Here is a 16,373-nt window from a genome sequence, read left to right as displayed (position 1 = left end):
GATTTTCGTAGATTTCTTCCTTCGCCGCGTGTTCCTCCGGGTGCTCGGCGGCATACTGCGGATCGTGCTGCCGGAAAAACTCGTCCATATCGTAGGCAAGGTCCATAGCCCATTCCGAAATTTCTTCTTTGGGGATGTCATCCTGGAAGGTCATCACCCGGTATTCCTCCGGGATGCTGCCGCGCTCGCCATCGTAATACTCATGGAAGCTGTCCCCGGTGTCCCGCACATAGCCCAGGTCGGTGAACTGACCGCTTTCCTCCAGGGCGATGTCCCGTCCGTATGCCTCATAGTCGATGTAATTGCGCAGATGCTCCGGCACCTGCATAGTGTCCAGTTCCTCGATGTAATACCGGCCCAGATCATCGTGGTCATGGATGTCGGGGTAAACATCGTAGCAGTCCAGGTTCTCCGTCAGGTTGATAAGCTCCTGGATGCTGCCCGTGTGATCGCCGATCTCCATGGCAGCCTGGAACCGCTCGTATTCATCCTGGCTCATATCGTCCAGCTTGGAGGCCAGGTAGTTCAGCTCGTCCAGGTTGGCATACTCACCCAGCAGGTCATAGAGGCCGTCCACATAGCAGTCGTAGTCCGTGATAAACCATTCCTCATAGGTCTGCCCGAAGTCGTCTTTCGCGCCGATCCCGATGCGCTCAAAGACCTTTTTCAGTTCCTCCGCCGTGGTGGGGAACTTCACCCATTCGCCCACAAGGGCGCCCTCGTTGTACTTGCCCAGGTTGGTGATGAAAGCAGCAAAGGGATAATCTTTGTCATAGTCATAATGGGGCATAGCGACACCTCCTTATCGCTCCGGTGCAGGCTTTTCCCTATGGGGCTGCGCCTTGCTCTGATTGGCACATTCCTTCCGGCTCTGCTCCAGCCGCTCCTTGATGGAGGGCTTTTTCTCTGTCTGTCTCTCCCTGGGGCGCTCATGCTCCCACTCGTCGCCGGAGAGGGTGAGATAGCCTCTACTGGTGAAGCAGCCCTGTTCCTCCTGCATGGCATGATTGCCGAAGGGAACGGGATCAATGGCGTCCAGCAGCTCCGGGGGCAGAAGGACGTCCAAATGCTGCGCCAGATAGCGCCAGCCCACATCCTCCACTTTGCGGATGTTGGGCTCCAGGACAAAATACTCGGTGTTGGCGGGAAACTCCCGGAACTGCTCCAGGGTGGTCAGACGATAGGGCGACTCCTGGACAGCGGCCAGGAGGTCACGGTCCTCCGGGGAAAGTCCGGCAAGCGTCTGGGCCGCCGCCTCCAGATCGCTTGCGTCACCGCCAGCGGGGAGCAGCGGTTTCAAATGCTCCATGAAGTTGACCTCAGCTTTATTTTTTGCCATGCACACCATCCTTTCGTTTGGGAAACTCCAGCTTGAAATTGATATACTTGCCGCCGGTATCGTCCAGGATCACCACGGCGTCATAGGTGGAACCTTTCTTCTCCGACCACATCCCCTTGACGGAAGTACGGCCTTTTTTCAGAAGGTCGGCCACCATTTTCCGGGTTATTTCCTTGCGACGGCTGGTCCAGAAGCGGTCATCCTTCCACAGCACGAAGCGGCAGGAGCGGTCAGAGCAGTAAAAATTCTTTTTGCCCTCGTAGATCGGTTTGCCGCAGCGGGGGCAGAGGCCCACCGTCTCCTTCTCCGGCTGGAACAGCTTTTGCCCATCCTCGGAAATGTGGGAGTATTTCCGCACCAGCTCCGCCGCCATCGCCTCGATCCCGCCCATGAAGTCCTCCGGCGACGCCTGACCCTTTGCCACCTCGTTCAACCGCTGCTCCCAATCCGCCGTGAGTTTGGGAGAGGTCAGCAGTTCCGGCAGCACCGTGACCAGGTTGACGCCTGCCTTTGTGGGGATCAGGTTCTTGCCCTTGCGCTCCACGAATCCGCCGGACACCAGCTTTTCAATGATGGCCGCCCTGGTCGCCGGGGTGCCCAAGCCGCGCCGCTCCGCATCCTCCGGGATGTCCTCTTTGCCCGCGTTCTCCATAGCCGACAGAAGGGTGTCCTCGGTGTAGGGCTTGGGAGGCGAAGTGAAGTGCTCGGTGACGGAGGCGGCGACCGGCTCAAAGACCTGCCCCTCGGTCAAGGCCGGAAGGACACTCTCGGAATCTTCATCCTCCGGCTTCTCCTTCAGGGAAGAACGGAACACCTCCCGGATGGCCCGCCAGCCCTGGGAAAGCACCTGCTTTCCCTTTGCCGTGAAAGTGTGGCCGCTGCAGTCAAAGGTGGCCGTGACCACCTCATACACGAAAGGCTCCGCCGCCGCACACAGCAGCTTGCAGCAGACCAGAAGAAGGATATTGCGCTCGCCTACAGGCAGCGCAGGCACATCCGCCTTTTCCAGCTCCAGGGTGGGAATCAGGGCGTGGTGGTCGGATACCTCCTTGTCATTCACCAGCGCCAGAACATCGGGGAAAAACTCCGGGCAGGCGTCGAAGGGCGCCACTCGTGCCGCCAGATGCAGGACCACGGAGGCGGTCTCCGCCATGTCACCGGTCAGATACCGGCTGTCCGTGCGGGGATAGGTCAGCAGCTTCTTTTCATAGAGGGATTGGGCGTAGTCCAGGGCTTGCTTGGCCGTGTAGCCGAACACCCGGTTTGCCTCCCGCTGCAAGGTGGTCAGGTCGTACAGCTTGGGCTGCTTCTCCGTCTTTTTCTCCCGCACCAGGGATACACACACGGCCCGCTGCCCGTCACAGGTATCCCGGATGGCCTGGGCGTCCTCCGGGGAAACAATACGGTCGCTGACCGCCTCGGCTCCCTCCAGCGCCAGCCGCACATGATGGTATTTCTCCTTGCGGAATAGGACGATCTTGCTGTCCCGGTCGGCCAGCATCGCCAGGGTGGGCGTCTGCACCCGCCCCACATTCAGGGTGCGGTGGTAGAGGACGGAGAACAGGCGGCTCGCATTGATGCCGATAAGCCAGTCCGCCTTTTGGCGGCAAAGCGCCGATTGATACAGAGAATCATAGTTCGCGCCGGGGCGCAGGTCGGCAAAGCCCTCCCGGATCGCCGCATCCTCCATCGAAGAAATCCAGAGACGGGAGAAAGGCTTGGAACATCCGGCGGCCTCATAGACCAGCCGAAAGATCAATTCACCTTCGCGCCCCGCGTCGCAGGCGTTGACCAGCTCTGTCACATCTGGGCGTTCCATCAGGGAGCGGAGAATGTGGAACTGGGCCGCCTTTTCCTCGGACACCACATAGCGGAAGGGGTCGGGCAGGATGGGAAGGTCCTCATACCGCCACTTCTTGTAGCGGTCATCGTAGACGGCCGCGTCTGCCAGCCCCACCAGATGCCCGATGCACCAGGAAATGAGCCAGCCACTGCCTTCAAAATAGCCATCGGCCCTGGATGTGACACCCAGGGCCGACGCGATCCTCTTTGCTACACTCGGCTTTTCGCAGATCACCAATTTGCTCAATTCTGGTCCTCCTGTTCTTCCTGTTCAGGAACATCCTCGTTTTCGTATTCCTCGTCCTCGAACTCATAATCGTCCGGGTCGGCGCTGACCTTTGCGCCCTGTTTGGGCTTGATGAACTTGATATAGGCGAAGGCTCCGCCGCCCAGGGCTGCCAGCATCAGGATCAGCACCAGGGCGCCGCCGCTGCCGGACTCTTTCTCCGGCTCCGGTTCAGGCTCCGGCTCCACCTCCGGCGCTTTTCCGGCGCACTCGCTCATATTCACCGCGCAAATCGGACAGGCAGTATTCACCGCACCGGCCTGGCATTTCTCGGCGCAGATACAAGCCGCGGGCTTTTCCTCCGTCTGTCCATCTTCCATCAACGCCATCAGGTCGGCTTCATCCACCTGGTTCAAGAAGTGAACGGTGGTCTCCTTGTCCTCGTTGGCCCGGTCGATCAGGATGTAAAAATAGTTGCCCGCTTTCGTGGTCACGGTGATAAGCTGCTTGTCACCGTAATAATCGTCCACCAGCGTAGCGTTGCCCTCCGGGGTAAGGGGCTGGCCTTCCGGCTCCATGCCCCCGGTGGCGGGTTCCTCGGTGGGTTCCGGGGGCGTCTCGGCGGACTCCCCGGTGTAGTAATCGCCATCCCCACCACCCGCAAAGGCGGTGACGGAGAAGGCGGTCATGCACAGAACCACCGTCAACATCGCCGTAAACAGCCGGATCACTTTCTTATTCTTCATGGTCGCTGTCCTCCATATCCTCGTCGTCGGGGTCCGGCGCCGCCTCCACCTCCATCATCCCGTCGGGCAGGGTGATAAGGCCGCTGGCGTAGGCCTTCAGGAAGGCGGTCAACTCCTTGTTGTCCATCCGCACCGCCTTGACCATGCGGACGATCTCCAGGTTTTCTTCCTCGGTGAGCTGGGCCTCCAGCTCCCGAAGGCGCTTCTGCTGGGCGGAAATCTTCTCCTTCGTCTTTTCAATGTCCTTGCGGATTTTCTCAACCGTTGCCATGTGTGCAAAACTCCTTTCCAAATCGTTCTCTCCAGGAATAGTTCCGCCCCAGGCCCTTGACCGTTTTCAGGTTTTTCCGGGCGTTGTCCTCCAGCGCCAGGGCGCGGCGGAACAAATCGGGATGCTGCTCCCGCAGGGCGGTGATCTCGTCGGGTTTCATGCTGGGGCAGAAAAAACAGGACGATTTTCCCGGCTGGGGCAGCCCTGCCGCCTCGATCTGCCGGATGCAATCGTCCCGCGTCCATCCCCATTCCATCAGGGGATACCACTTGCTGTATTTTCGGTCAGCCAGGTCTCTCAGCAGCACCTTGTCGCTGCGGTAGCCCTCGCCCGCATCGTAACCAATGAACTTGACCACCCGTTTGCCCGCCGCCCACGCCTTTTGACACGGTGGGTAATGATTGCAGAACTTTTCCTGAGGCCCGATCTTGTGTTTCAGGGAACACCGCTTGAAGCCGTAGGCAATGGATGGTAGGCTGCAACTTTGCAGACATTCATCCTCCAGTGTCAGCCGTTTTCCGTCACGGGTGGTCTTATACACTCTGGTAATGGGCGGCATCCCGTGGTCCTTCAGCCAGGAATCCATCACATCCAGATAGGCGTAGGTATGGGGATGCTCCGCCCCCGTATCTGCAAAGAGGATCAGGTCCACCGGGATACGGTGATGGTGCAGCCCAATCAGAAGGGCGGTGCTGTTGGCGCCGCCCCCGTAGGAAACCATATTGATGCTTCATCACCTCCATCAGTTGTACGGCGGTCTGCCATATGCATAGAAATGGGACTGCCAGTAGCTCGTGTTCAGGTTGGAATACTGGATGGGGTCGCCGCAATGCAGCATCATCCCGTCGCCCACATAGATGCCCACATGGGACACGCCGCTGGTGTCGTAGGTGCCCACGAAGAACACCAGATCGCCGGGCTGGGGGTCGGATACCGGGGTGGAAATGTTGTAGAGCCCCTGAGCGCCCAACCGCCCGGTATTGCACAGGCCGCTGTTGGTCAGCACATAACTAACGAAGCCGCTGCAATCGAAAGAAGTGCTGGGACTGCTGCCGCCCCACACATAGGGATAACCCAGGTATTTTTCCGCCTCGGTAATGAGGGTGTTGAACCGCTCGTCCGTCAGGTATTCAGCGGGAATCTCCCAGGCGGTGGGCGGGTTGTCGATGTACTTGTTCACATACCCGGAGGATGGGAACAGATCGGGGCGGTTGCCCAGGGTGGACATATAGGTGGCGTACAAGGAAAGCTGTTCCTCGCCCATCATGTAGACCGGCACATGGGAGAGGTCGAAGTTTTCCAGCGTGACGGTGCAGATGGTCCAGGTATAGGGCACCCGAACCGTATAGGTGTTGCCCTCACTGTCCGTCCGTGTCTCTGTCCGATAGCGGGTCTCCGTGGTCACAGTTTCGGTGAGGATGTATTGCTTATCAAAGAGGGTTTGAAGGTCGCCCTGTGCCTGATCGATGGTAAACACCCCTTTATGGAGCGCCGACAGAATGGAGATCAGCACATAGGGATCATGCTCGATCTCGTCCAGGTCGAAGTGATACTCATCATAGTCGTGGGTGGCCTCGTAGGTGTCCAGGTACTCCCGCAATTCATCCTCTTTGGCGCAGTAGGATTCTTCCGCCGCCAGCATATCGGAATCCTCGGAGAGATAGGAGGACGCCATAATGTTGGACATCCCGCCACCGAACATGGAGGAACAGGATTGCAGGGAGCCCAGCAGCATCACCAGCAGAAGGCCGATGCCGCCCACGATCAGCGCGCCCTTCCAATGCCGTTTCAGGAAAAGGGCGGTTCGCTTGGACTCCTGGGCGGTTTTCTTGGCCGCCTTTGCCGTGGCCTCCGCTGTTTTTCCAGCCTGGGCGGTCTTGCCCGCCGCCCAGTATGCCGCCGCATATTGCTTTTGCAGCTTCCGTTTCTGCCACAGGCGGGAGATGGGATTGGATGCAAACTGGGGGTTCTCCGCCACGGCTTTCCGATAGTAGAAATCCGCATTGGCCTTGACTACCGCCTGCTCCGCCTTTGCCGCGTCCCGCCAGGGTTTCAGTTTGCGTTCCGCCCGCCAATTCTGGACACGGCGGTTTCCGTAGCCCACAACCTTCTCAATACCGCGTTCTCCCAGGTGGCCCGACTGGACGCCGGAATTTTCCTGCTCCACCTCCCGGACCTTGCCGTGGATCGCTGCGCCTGCCTCCTGGATGGGGCGGGACAGCGGATTGGTATGCTGGGGGGATGGCGGTTTGGACGGAACAGCAGCCTTTGCCGCGTCCAGCCGGTCCGCCGCCTTGTCCGACTTGCGGATGGCCCCTTGCAGCTCCGGCTTGGCATGGTCTGCCTCGGAAAACTGCAATCGGGAGGATGGGCGGCCCGCTGCCGCCTCGCCCTCCCGGTAGGTTCTGCGCTGTTTCCGGCGCTTCTTCTTGGCTGCTGCCTGTTCCCGGTGCAGTTCCGCACGGTCCACCGCTTTTCCAGCGGCGCCCGCCGTGTCGCCGGATACGGAATGGTCCTGCTCCGGCGTCCGGTCAGAGGGATAGGTCGTCTCGCCCGTGACCAGATTGACGGATACCGCCCCGTCACGGGTCATCTTCTGCGCCTCCTTTTCGGGGGCTTTCCATTCTTTCAAGGTGCGTCACCTCCTGTTCCATAGGGGCAGATGTTGACACACGCCCCGGTTTCGATCATGGCGATGTACTGGAAAATGGGATAGGCCTGGGGCGGGCAGACTGCGTTCCCCAGGGTTTTCAGCCGCAACGCCCGGTTGTCGGTATCCTCGGTCATGCGGGGGACTCCTTCGGGCTCGGCACGCCAGAGGATGCGTCGGTTTAGAAAATGGGGCGGCGTGCCTACCGGGGCGACCCAGAACCCCAAGGACCTGCTCTCCTCCCCGGAGATCGAGAACATCCTGGAAAACAGCGATTTCATCTATATGCTCAACCAGGCCGCCGGCGACCGCAAGATTTTGGCGGAGCGGCTGGGCATTTCAGCGGAGCAGCTTGCCTATGTGACCAATTCCGATCCCGGCCACGGGCTGCTGTTCTTCAACAATGTCATCCTGCCCTTTGCGGATGACTTCCCGAAGGATACCGAACTCTATAAACTGCTCACCACCAAGCCCAGCGAGGTGGAACACACGGCGGCAGAAACGGAGGCGTGAATATGAAAAACAAACTGTATGTCATCGAGGGTAAAACCTATCTGAACCATATCAACGATGAGGTCCACCTGTACGGCCTTCTCCACCAGCTCGCCTTCCTGGCGGGCCGGATCAAGGACGAGGAGGACGTGTTCCATGTGCTGGACGCGGCGAAGCGCTACGGCGAGATCGCCGAGGAGAAATTCCAGGGCTGGGGCATCCCCGGCCGCTACCTGGTATTCGGCGACCCCAAAGACCTAAAGGACCTTATGGCAAAGGAGCTGGCGGAGGCCACCCCGGTGCCCGTGGAGGAGCCGAAGCCCAAGAAGTATAAGGATGAGTACATCATCCCCGGCTATGGCTTCCGTATGCTGGTGGGCGACATCTACAACCTGATCGTTCTCTATCACTCCCTGGCCCGCAGACTTTCGGAGGCGGAGACGGAGAAGGACTTCCTCCGCCTGAAGAAAAAGGCAGGCAGCTATGAGAAGGTGCTGAAAAAACTCTACCGCAGCCTGGGCCTCCCGGAGGACAGCAACGCCGCCCAGGACATCCTGGAGGAGTCCATCATCCGCCGCCACCGCATGGTCCGCCTGGAGGATGTGGTGGAGGAGCCCCAGGATGAGGGCGACCTTGAAGGGGACGAGGTATGGAGCGACTGACCCATGTAAGCCTGTTCTCCGGCATCGGCGGTCTGGACCTGGCGGCGGAGGCGGCCGGGTTCGAGACCGTCTGCCAGTGTGAATGGGCGGACTATCCCTATTCCGTCCTGGAGCGGCACTGGCCGAACGTGCCGAAGTTCCGGGACATCACCACATTTACGAAGGAGGCGTTTTTTGAGAAAACAGGACTTGAAACAGTCACCATCCTCTCCGGCGGCTTCCCCTGCCAGCCCTTTTCCACCGCGGGAAAGCGGAAGGGCTTTGCGGATGAACGCTACCTGTGGCCGGAGATGTGCCGGGTTATTGCCGAGCTGCGGCCCCGTTGGGTGCTTGGGGAAAATGTTGCTGGCTTCATCAATATGGGGCTCGACAAAACGATTTTTGACCTGGCAAAAGCGGGATACGCTGTTCTCCCATTCGTATTTCCGGCTTGCGGCGTCGGCGCGTGGCATGAGCGCCAGCGAACTTTTATCGTCGCGGCTGATGTTTCCCACGCCCCTTGCCTCCGACAAATCCACCTGCAGGGACGCGGCAAACCTGGATGTGTACCTGTCGGACAATGGGATCTTCCGCAAGCGGAATAGGGACGGGACGATCTGGAGCCTGAGCCTGTCGGCGGCGGTGTTCTACCTGACGCCGGCGGCGTCGGAGGGCTACCGCTCCACCCTGAAACCCACGGCCTTCCGGGGCAAGTCCCCGTCCAGCAACCTTTCGGCACAGGTGATCCACCAGGAGCAGCCCCTGTCGGAGAAGGCGGCGCTGAACCCGGATTGGGTGGAATGGCTCATGGGCTTCCCGAAAGGATGGACGGCCGTATCCTCTGGGCCGGCGAGCCGGAGGACGTCCCCCGCATAACGGAGGACACGAAGGACCGGGCCCTGCGGCTGAAAACCCTGGGCAACGCGGTCTGCCCGCCCCAGGCCTATCCCATTTTTCACTACATTTCCCTGATAGAGACCGGGGCGTGCGCCGGCATCTGCCCCTACGGAGGAGGTGACGGATAAATGCAGGAATGGAAAGCCTCCGAAAAAGAGGCGCAGAAGATGACCCGTGATGGGGCCATCTCGGTGAACCTGGTGACTGGCGAAGCCACCCATATTTCGGACCGTCCCCCGGAGCAGGATTATTCTTCTGCGGATGAAACGGCGGGGGCATTGAACCGGGCGGCGGACGAGGTGGTGGGACACCGGGAACACCGACAGGCGAAAAAGGCGCGGCGAAAGCGGCGCGACACCTTTCGGGAGGGTGAGGCGGCCAGGGACCGCCCTTCCTCCCGTTTGCAGTTTTCCGAGACAGACCAGACGGCGCCGGAACTGAAAAAAGCTGTCCGCAAGTCCGACAAGGCGGCGGATAAGCTGGACGCGGCAAAGGCCGCCGTTCCCGTAAAGCCTCCCGGTAAGGAGCATGGCAATCCCTTATCCCGGCCGGTGCAGGAGGTCAAGTCCACCCTCCACGGCGAGGTGAGCAAGGTGGAGGGCGAGAACTCCGGCGTCCAGGCCGGCCACCTGGGGGAGCGGCAGATCGAGAAGGCCGTGGGCTATGGCGGCCGGCGTTTCCATCAGGCGCGTGCGGACCGGAAACTGAAACCCTGGCGGGATGTGAAGCAGGCGGAGCAGGCAGCGGTGAAAGCCAATGCCGATTTCTACTGGCGGAAGTCCGTCATGGAAAATCCCCAGCTTGCATCCAGTAACCCCATCTCCCGCCTGTGGCAGAAAAAGCGGCTGCAAAAGCAGTATGCCGCCGCACATCGGGCAGGGACCGGCGCGGCCCAGGCTGCGGGCAAGGCGTCCCAGACCGCCGCCTCCGCAGCGAAGAAGGGCGGCGGGACCATCGCCCAGAAGCTGGGCGGCTTCGTCACCAAGAACAAGCACACCCTTCTCATCGTGGGCGGGATCGGCTTGATCCTCATGCTCATCATGGGGTTGATGCAGTCCTGTACCTCTATGTTCGGGGGCGGGACTTCCGGCCTGGTGGCGTCCTCCTATCTCTCCGAGGACGCGGATCTGACCGGGGCCGAGGCCGCCTACTGTGAGATGGAGGCGGAACTACAAGAGTACCTGGACACCTATGAGGCAACCCACGACTACGACGAGTATCACTTTGAGCTGGACGAGATCGAGCATGACCCCTATGTGCTGCTGTCCATCCTGTCCGCCCTCCATGAAGGGGTGTTTACCCTGGACGAGGTGCAAGGGGATCTGGAGATGCTGTTTGAAAAGCAGTACATTCTCACCGAGACCGTGACCACCGAAACAAGGTATCGGACAGAAACGAGGACGGACAACGAGGGCAATGAGTACGAGGTGGAGGTTCCCTATACCTGGTATATCTGCACCGTCACGCTGGAGAATTTCGACCTCTCCCATGTGCCGGTCTACATCATGGGCGAGGACCAGCTCTCCATGTACGCCGTGTATATGTCCACTCTGGGCAACCGGCCGGACCTGTTCCCGTCCTCCGGGTATGTGGGCAAGTACATTGAGAACCCGCCCACGGCCTGGGACATCCCCGCAGAGTATCTGACGGATGAGCGGTTTGCCACCCTCATCACCGAGGCGGAGAAATACCTGGGATACCCCTATGTGTGGGGCGGGAGCAGCCCGGAGACATCGTTTGATTGTTCCGGCTTTGTCAGCTATGTGCTGACCCGCACCGGCCTGTGTAACACCGGGCGGCTGGGCGCCCAGGGGCTCTACAATATCTCCACTCCGGTATCCGACCCCCAGCCGGGCGATTTGGTGTTCTTTGTGGGCACCTATGACACCAGCGGCATCTCCCATGTGGGCATCTATGTGGGGGACGGGATGATGCTGCACTGCGGCGACCCGATTTCCTACACTAATTTGAACACAAGCTACTGGCAATCTCATTTTTATGCGTATGCCAGACCTCCATACAACTGATGGGAGGTGCGCCATGCTCACATTACGGCCGGTATCCCTGGCCGAGGCCAATGCCTTTGTCGCTGAGCACCACCGCCACCATAAGCCGGTGCGGGGGCACAAGTTCTCTCTGGGCTGTATGGTGGATGGGCAACTTGTGGGCGTCGCTATCGTGGGGCGGCCTGTCAGCCGGTATTTGGATGACGGGCTGACCCTCGAAGTAAACCGGCTGTGTACGGATGGGACGCAAAATGCTTGCAGTTTCCTCTACGGCGCAGCGGCGCGGGCAGCCAGGACCATAGGATACCGAAAAATCATCACTTACATTTTGGATACGGAGAATGGCGTAAGTCTCCGGGCGGCAGGCTGGAAATGCGCCGGCCTGGCCGGAGGCAAGATGTGGACCGGAAAACGCCGTCCTTCCGAACCTCTGTATCCCGCACAAATGAAATACCGATATGAAAAAGAATGGAACGGGAGGTGAAACACACATCAATATGGTTTCTTACGGGGGCGGTGTCAACAGCACCGCCCTTTTAGTCGGTCTGCACCAGCACCATATCCCGGTAGACCTGATCCTCTTTGCGGATACTGGGGCGGAGCATCCCCACACCTATGCCTACCTGGACATCATGGACCGCTGGCTGAAGGACCACGGGATGCCGCCCATTACCAGAGTGTATAAGACCACGCGGGACGGAAAGCGGCTGACCTTGGAACAGGAGTGTTTGCAGAGCGGCACCTTGCCTTCTATGGCCTATGGCTTCAAGCGGTGTTCCCTGAAACACAAGATCGGGCCGCAGGAAAAGTTCTGCAACCATTATCCGCCGTGTCAAAAGGTATGGGCGGCGGGCAAGCGGGTGGTCAAGTTCATCGGCTACGACGCCGGCGAAGGCTACCGCAGCGACAAGGTGCTGCTGGGGGATCTGGCCGACCCCAAGTACAGCAAGTGGTATCCCCTGATGGAATGGGGATGGGACCGGGGGGCTTGTCAGCAGGCCATTGATGATGCGGGGCTTCCCCAGCCGGGCAAGTCCTCCTGTTTCTTCTGCCCCAGCATGAGGGCGGAGGAGATCATCCGGCTTCGGGACCACCACCCGGACCTGTTCCGGCGGGCCATCGCGCTGGAGGACAACGCCCGTCCCAATTTGAAAACGGTCCAGGGCCTGGGCCGCAACTACTCATGGAAAGAACGGTTTGGAAAGGAGAATTGCACACATGGCAACTGTTGAAAAAATCCGCCGAGACATCGAAAAGACCAAGGAGAAGATCTCTGAGCAGCAGAAGCGCCTCCGCTCTCTGGAGGCGCAGCTTGTGGAGGAGGAGAACCTGGAGATCGTCCGCATGGTTAAGGCGGTGAAGATGGACAACCGGGAGCTGACGGCCTTCCTGAAGGCATACGCCAGCGGCCTCATCGCCCTGCCGGAGGGCATGATGGAGGCGGAGGCGTCGGCTGACCCCGGCGAGAACGAGATGGAGGACGCCGAGTATGAAGAATAAAACAATCATCCGCTTGTTTACGGCGGCGCTGGCCGTGGCGCTCTGTGCCACGGCCTTTGCGATCCCTGCCTTTGCCGGCGGCGGGGAGGGTGAACCTTACTACACCGAGACGGAGGCAGACCTCACGGAGGATGACGAGACCCCGGAAATCACGGTTTCCGATGATGAAGATACTGCCAGCGGCGATAATGCAGAGGCCAGCGGTGACACCCTGGACCAGCTCACCGAACTGTTGGGCAGCCTGGGAACCGTGACTGTCACCGAGGATGGTATCCTGTTCACCCCCAACCTGGAGGGGCTGGAGCCCCTGCGCACCGGCACCGTGACCACCTGCGGTGGCAATCTGAATGTCCGCACCGGCGCGGGGCTGGACAATGACGCCTTCACCCAGCTTCCCAACGGGGCGCAGGTGGAGGTCATCGGCACCGAGGGCGAGTGGGTCAAGGTGCTTCTGCCGGAGCGGGAGGGCTATGTTCATTCCGATTACCTGACCATCACGGATACGGGCAGTTTTTCCCTCTCTCTGGATGGGGCAGACCTCTCCGCTTTGCTGGAACTGCTCCCCTCCGGCCTCTCCGATGGAGGAGGAGCCGCCCTCACCCCGGATGGGAACCTCTCCCTTATCGACGACCTGGGCGGGGCTTCCTCCGGCAAACAGTTCATCACCGTGGAGACCAAGGGCGGCAATGTGTTCTATCTCATCATCGACCGGGACGACGAGGGGGCGCAGACCGTCCACTTCCTGAACCAGGTGGACGAGGCGGACCTCCTGGCACTGATGGAGGATGGCGAGGCCCAGGAGGCGCCGGCGGTCTGCACCTGTACGGAGAAATGCCAGGCCGGGGCGGTGAACACCTCCTGCGAGGTGTGCGCGGTGAATATGGCCGAGTGCGCCGGCGCGGAGCCGGAGCCGGAACCCGAACCGGAGCCGGAGGCGGAGAAGTCCGGGGGCATGGGCGCCCTGGCGCTGGTCCTGGCGCTGGTGGTGCTGGGCGGCGGCGGAGCCTTCGCCTACATCAAGTTTATCAAGCCCAAGCAGGGCGCAAAGGTCAGCGCCGACCCGGACGACTATGATTTTGAGGATGAGGAGGAATATATCAACGAGGACGAGCCGGAACCGGAGGAAGAAGTGGAGGATACGAAATGAAGCTGGTGATCTGCGAGAAACCGAGTGTTGCAAAAGCCGTTGCGTCGGCCCTGGGTGTCGCATCCAGGGCCGATGGCTGTTTTGAAGGGAATGGGTTCATCGTTTCCTGGTGTGTGGGACACCTGGTGTCCCCGATGGACGCGGCTGGGTATGACCCCGGCTATAAGAAGTGGAAGTATGACGATCTTCCCATCCTGCCGGAGCCCTTCCGCTATGTGCTGGCGAAGGGCAAAGAGGACGCCTTCCAGAACCTGAAACGCCTTATGGAGCGCCCGGATGTGACGGAGCTGGTCAACGCCTGCGACGCCGGGCGGGAGGGCGAGCTCATCTTCCGGCTGGTCTATGAGATGGCGGGCTGCCGGAAGCCCTTCTCCTGCCTGTGGATCTCCTCGATGGAGGACGCGGCCATCCGGGAGGGCTTTGCCGGCCTGCGCCCCGGCGCGGAGTATGACCCGCTGTATCAGTCTGCCCTCTGCCGCCAGAAAGCGGACTGGCTCATCGGGATCAACGCCACAAGATTATTTTCGGTATTATACCACCGCACCCTGAATGTGGGGCGTGTCCAGACGCCCACCCTTGCCATGCTGGTGGACCGGGACAGCAAAATCACAATGTTCCGCAAGGAGAAGTACCACCATGTGCGCCTGACCCTGGATGGGGCCGAAGCGGTGTCCGAGAAGATTACTGCCCCAGAGGAGGCGGAGGCCCTGCGGGCGGCCTGTGCCGGCGCGGAGGCGGTCTGCACTTCCGTCACCCGTGAACAGAAGAAAGAGGCGCCGCCCAGGCTCTACGACCTGACCACCTTGCAGCGGGAGGCCAACCGCCTGTTCGGCTACACGGCCAAGCAGACGCTGGACTACGCGCAATCCCTCTACGAGAAGAAGCTGCTGACCTATCCCCGGACGGACAGCAGGTATCTGACCGCTGATATGGCGGAGACCGCTTCGGCGGTCCTCCACCTGGCAGCCAAGGTGCCGCCCTTTGGCGGGTGCGGGGAGTTCTTCCCGGATGTGTCCCTGCTGGTGAATGACAAGAAGGTGTCCGACCACCACGCTATCATCCCTACCCTGGAGCTGGAGAAGGCCAGTCTATCCGAACTGCCCGTGGGCGAGCGCAATATCCTCCTGCTGGTGTGCCGGGAACTGCTGTGCGCGGCGGCGGAGCCCTATGTGTACGAAGCAGTCACGGCCGCTTTTGACTGTGGTGGACAGACCTTCACCGCCAAGGAGCGGCGCATCCTCTCCGAGGGCTGGCGTGAGATCGACCGCATTTTCCGCGCCTCCCTGAAGGATCAGCCGGAGGACGAGGCGGAACCCGCCGCCCTGCCGGACTTCACCGAAGGTCAACTTTTTGACCGGGTGGAGGCCGCTGTCACCGAGCACTTCACCGCCCCGCCCAAGGCGTACACGGAGGACACCCTCCTGGCGGCGATGGAGACTGCCGGGAAAGAGGAGATGCCGGAGGACGCCGAGCGCAAGGGCCTGGGCACCCCGGCGACCAGGGCGGCGATCCTGGAAAAGCTGGTGGCGGCCGGGTTTGTGGAGCGCAAAGGCAAAAGCCTCATCCCCACCAAGGAGGGGATCAACCTGGTCACCGTCCTGCCGGATACTTTGACCTCTCCCATGCTCACGGCGGAGTGGGAACAGAAGCTGACCGCCATCGCCAGGGACGCAGGCGACCCCGCCGCTTTTATGGCGGGGATCTCTGACATGACGCGGGAGCTGGTGAAAACCTATTCCCACATCTCCGAGGAGGGCCAGAAGCTGTTTGCCCCGGAGCGGGAGGCCGTGGGCCTCTGCCCCCGCTGCGGCAAGCCGGTCTATGAGGGCAAGAAGAATTTTTACTGCTCCGACCGCTCCTGCCGCTTCGTGCTGTGGAAGGACGACCGTTTCTGGACCTCCCGCAAGAAGGAGCTGACAAAGAAGATGGCCGCCGACCTTTTGAAGAAGGGCCGCACCTCCGTTAAGGGGATGTGGTCTGAAAAGAAGGGCGCCGCCTATGACGCGGTGGTGGTGCTGGATGATACCGGCGAGAAGTATGTCCGCTTCAAACTGGAGTTCCCCAAACGGAAAGAGGGCTTGAATGGCAGATAAGGCGATCCCGGATATTTCCCTGGGAGGTGCGGAGCAGAGCATGAGCAAGGAGGATTGGGCGGCGGTGGCGAAAGCCATCGCCGCCCTCTCTCAGGAGGACCGTGACCTCCTGGCCGCTGTCCAGGAGTCACCCTATCGGCTGACTACGGCGGAGCAGTTCCTGGAATTTGAGAAAAATGTGGACTGCTTCGTGCTGGAGCCCCATGTCCAGACCCTGGAGGACCTGGGCTGGGAGTACCTGGAGGAGAAACTGACCATCGACCTGACAGACGACCTCCGGGCCGCCATTGACCCCGCCCCCTTCGGCCGGCGCGCCCTGGAGGAGGACCGGGGGTGCTTCACCAGCCGGGGGTATCTGTTCCCCACGGATGATTCATGGCAGCACGACCGCCCCCAGGCGAAGCAGGCGGACCGCAAGCCCTCCGTCAAGGAGCGGCTGGAACAGAGCAAACAGGAGTGCAGGAACAAAAATAAGGCTCAGGCGCCCCACAAGGGGAAGTCTGAGCCGGAGCTGTAAGGAGGT

General features: G+C 60.7%; 15 protein-coding genes and 3 pseudogenes. 10 read left to right on the top strand and 8 right to left on the bottom strand.

Annotated features, from left to right (window positions below; genetic code table 11):
- Positions 1 to 235: 235 nt before the first annotated feature.
- The 8 genes and pseudogenes from H9X84_RS13455 to H9X84_RS08345 form a co-directional block, all read right to left on the bottom strand.
- Positions 236 to 790: pseudogene (locus H9X84_RS13455) on the bottom strand (antirestriction protein ArdA); the annotation flags it as partial.
- A 12-nt stretch (positions 791 to 802) separates the two neighbouring features.
- Positions 803 to 1,339 (bottom strand): hypothetical protein, encoded by a 537-nt coding sequence (locus tag H9X84_RS08375; RefSeq protein ID WP_243423662.1) that lies wholly within the window; start codon positions 1,337 to 1,339, stop codon positions 803 to 805.
- On the bottom strand, positions 1,326 to 3,428 hold the full coding sequence (locus H9X84_RS08370) for a type IA DNA topoisomerase (protein WP_205133827.1): 2,103 nt from the start codon (positions 3,426 to 3,428) through the stop codon (positions 1,326 to 1,328). The genes H9X84_RS08375 and H9X84_RS08370 overlap by 14 nt, the downstream gene beginning before the upstream one ends.
- Complete coding sequence (locus tag H9X84_RS08365; protein ID WP_205133826.1) at positions 3,425 to 4,153, bottom strand: DUF4366 domain-containing protein; 729 nt, start codon at positions 4,151 to 4,153, stop codon at positions 3,425 to 3,427. Before H9X84_RS08365 ends, H9X84_RS08370 begins: the two co-directional genes overlap by 4 nt.
- Positions 4,143 to 4,424 carry a DUF4315 family protein gene (locus H9X84_RS08360; RefSeq protein WP_205133825.1) on the bottom strand — a complete coding sequence of 94 codons (282 nt, stop codon included), beginning with the start codon at positions 4,422 to 4,424 and terminating at the stop codon, positions 4,143 to 4,145. Before H9X84_RS08360 ends, H9X84_RS08365 begins: the two co-directional genes overlap by 11 nt.
- The gene (locus H9X84_RS08355) at positions 4,411 to 5,145 is read right to left on the bottom strand and encodes a phosphoadenosine phosphosulfate reductase (RefSeq protein WP_207750549.1); all 735 of its coding nucleotides are present in this window, start codon (positions 5,143 to 5,145) and stop codon (positions 4,411 to 4,413) included. Before H9X84_RS08355 ends, H9X84_RS08360 begins: the two co-directional genes overlap by 14 nt.
- A 21-nt stretch (positions 5,146 to 5,166) precedes the next feature.
- Positions 5,167 to 7,056, bottom strand: a complete 1,890-nt coding sequence (locus H9X84_RS08350) for a C40 family peptidase (protein ID WP_243423660.1) — start codon at positions 7,054 to 7,056, stop codon at positions 5,167 to 5,169.
- Positions 7,053 to 7,211 (bottom strand): hypothetical protein, encoded by a 159-nt coding sequence (locus tag H9X84_RS08345; RefSeq protein WP_243423658.1) that lies wholly within the window; start codon positions 7,209 to 7,211, stop codon positions 7,053 to 7,055. The genes H9X84_RS08350 and H9X84_RS08345 overlap by 4 nt, the downstream gene beginning before the upstream one ends.
- Before the next feature lie 37 nt (positions 7,212 to 7,248).
- Here H9X84_RS08345 and H9X84_RS08340 point away from each other — a divergent pair.
- The 10 genes and pseudogenes from H9X84_RS08340 to H9X84_RS08295 all read left to right on the top strand — a co-directional run.
- Positions 7,249 to 7,587, top strand: a pseudogene (locus tag H9X84_RS08340) (VirB4-like conjugal transfer ATPase); the annotation flags it as partial.
- A gap of 2 nt (positions 7,588 to 7,589) precedes the next feature.
- On the top strand, positions 7,590 to 8,228 hold the full coding sequence (locus H9X84_RS08335; RefSeq protein ID WP_205133824.1) for a hypothetical protein: 639 nt from the start codon (positions 7,590 to 7,592) through the stop codon (positions 8,226 to 8,228).
- Positions 8,216 to 9,232, top strand: a pseudogene (locus H9X84_RS13400) (DNA cytosine methyltransferase). Before H9X84_RS08335 ends, H9X84_RS13400 begins: the two are co-directional and overlap by 13 nt.
- The gene (locus H9X84_RS08325; protein ID WP_205133823.1) at positions 9,233 to 11,131 is read left to right on the top strand and encodes a C40 family peptidase; all 1,899 of its coding nucleotides are present in this window, start codon (positions 9,233 to 9,235) and stop codon (positions 11,129 to 11,131) included.
- 13 nt (positions 11,132 to 11,144) lie between these two features.
- Complete coding sequence (locus tag H9X84_RS08320; RefSeq protein WP_205133822.1) at positions 11,145 to 11,594, top strand: XF1762 family protein; 450 nt, start codon at positions 11,145 to 11,147, stop codon at positions 11,592 to 11,594.
- Positions 11,569 to 12,342 carry a phosphoadenosine phosphosulfate reductase gene (locus H9X84_RS08315; protein WP_207750548.1) on the top strand — a complete coding sequence of 258 codons (774 nt, stop codon included), beginning with the start codon at positions 11,569 to 11,571 and terminating at the stop codon, positions 12,340 to 12,342. Before H9X84_RS08320 ends, H9X84_RS08315 begins: the two co-directional genes overlap by 26 nt.
- Entirely contained in the window at positions 12,329 to 12,610 is a 282-nt protein-coding gene (locus H9X84_RS08310; protein ID WP_087314357.1) for a DUF4315 family protein, read from the top strand. Before H9X84_RS08315 ends, H9X84_RS08310 begins: the two co-directional genes overlap by 14 nt.
- 250 nt (positions 12,611 to 12,860) lie before the next feature.
- The gene (locus H9X84_RS08305; RefSeq protein WP_330612311.1) at positions 12,861 to 13,757 is read left to right on the top strand and encodes a CD1107 family mobile element protein; all 897 of its coding nucleotides are present in this window, start codon (positions 12,861 to 12,863) and stop codon (positions 13,755 to 13,757) included.
- Positions 13,754 to 15,850 (top strand): type IA DNA topoisomerase, encoded by a 2,097-nt coding sequence (locus H9X84_RS08300; RefSeq protein ID WP_205133820.1) that lies wholly within the window; start codon positions 13,754 to 13,756, stop codon positions 15,848 to 15,850. Before H9X84_RS08305 ends, H9X84_RS08300 begins: the two co-directional genes overlap by 4 nt.
- Positions 15,840 to 16,367 carry a hypothetical protein gene (locus H9X84_RS08295; RefSeq protein WP_205133819.1) on the top strand — a complete coding sequence of 176 codons (528 nt, stop codon included), beginning with the start codon at positions 15,840 to 15,842 and terminating at the stop codon, positions 16,365 to 16,367. The genes H9X84_RS08300 and H9X84_RS08295 overlap by 11 nt, the downstream gene beginning before the upstream one ends.
- Positions 16,368 to 16,373: the final 6 nt, after the last annotated feature.

Source organism: Anaerotignum lactatifermentans (assembly GCF_016902535.1).
Classification (GTDB): Bacteria; Bacillota; Clostridia; order Lachnospirales; family Anaerotignaceae; genus Anaerotignum; species Anaerotignum lactatifermentans_A.
This window is presented reverse-complemented; position numbering and strand designations above follow the sequence as displayed.

What these genes read in the sequence shown, in the direction of transcription:
- H9X84_RS08375 (WP_243423662.1), bottom strand. Translation starts at nt 1,339, where the DNA reads ATGGCAAAAAATAAAGCTGAGGTCAACTTCATGGAGCATTTGAAACCG.
- H9X84_RS08365 (WP_205133826.1), bottom strand. Translation starts at nt 4,153, where the DNA reads ATGAAGAATAAGAAAGTGATCCGGCTGTTTACGGCGATGTTGACGGTG.
- H9X84_RS08360 (WP_205133825.1), bottom strand. Translation starts at nt 4,424, where the DNA reads ATGGCAACGGTTGAGAAAATCCGCAAGGACATTGAAAAGACGAAGGAG.
- H9X84_RS08355 (WP_207750549.1), bottom strand. Translation starts at nt 5,145, where the DNA reads ATGGTTTCCTACGGGGGCGGCGCCAACAGCACCGCCCTTCTGATTGGG.
- H9X84_RS08345 (WP_243423658.1), bottom strand. Translation starts at nt 7,211, where the DNA reads ATGACCGAGGATACCGACAACCGGGCGTTGCGGCTGAAAACCCTGGGG.
- H9X84_RS08335 (WP_205133824.1), top strand. Translation starts at nt 7,590, where the DNA reads ATGAAAAACAAACTGTATGTCATCGAGGGTAAAACCTATCTGAACCAT.
- H9X84_RS08325 (WP_205133823.1), top strand. Translation starts at nt 9,233, where the DNA reads ATGCAGGAATGGAAAGCCTCCGAAAAAGAGGCGCAGAAGATGACCCGT.
- H9X84_RS08320 (WP_205133822.1), top strand. Translation starts at nt 11,145, where the DNA reads ATGCTCACATTACGGCCGGTATCCCTGGCCGAGGCCAATGCCTTTGTC.
- H9X84_RS08315 (WP_207750548.1), top strand. Translation starts at nt 11,569, where the DNA reads ATGAAAAAGAATGGAACGGGAGGTGAAACACACATCAATATGGTTTCT.
- H9X84_RS08310 (WP_087314357.1), top strand. Translation starts at nt 12,329, where the DNA reads ATGGCAACTGTTGAAAAAATCCGCCGAGACATCGAAAAGACCAAGGAG.
- H9X84_RS08300 (WP_205133820.1), top strand. Translation starts at nt 13,754, where the DNA reads ATGAAGCTGGTGATCTGCGAGAAACCGAGTGTTGCAAAAGCCGTTGCG.
- H9X84_RS08295 (WP_205133819.1), top strand. Translation starts at nt 15,840, where the DNA reads ATGGCAGATAAGGCGATCCCGGATATTTCCCTGGGAGGTGCGGAGCAG.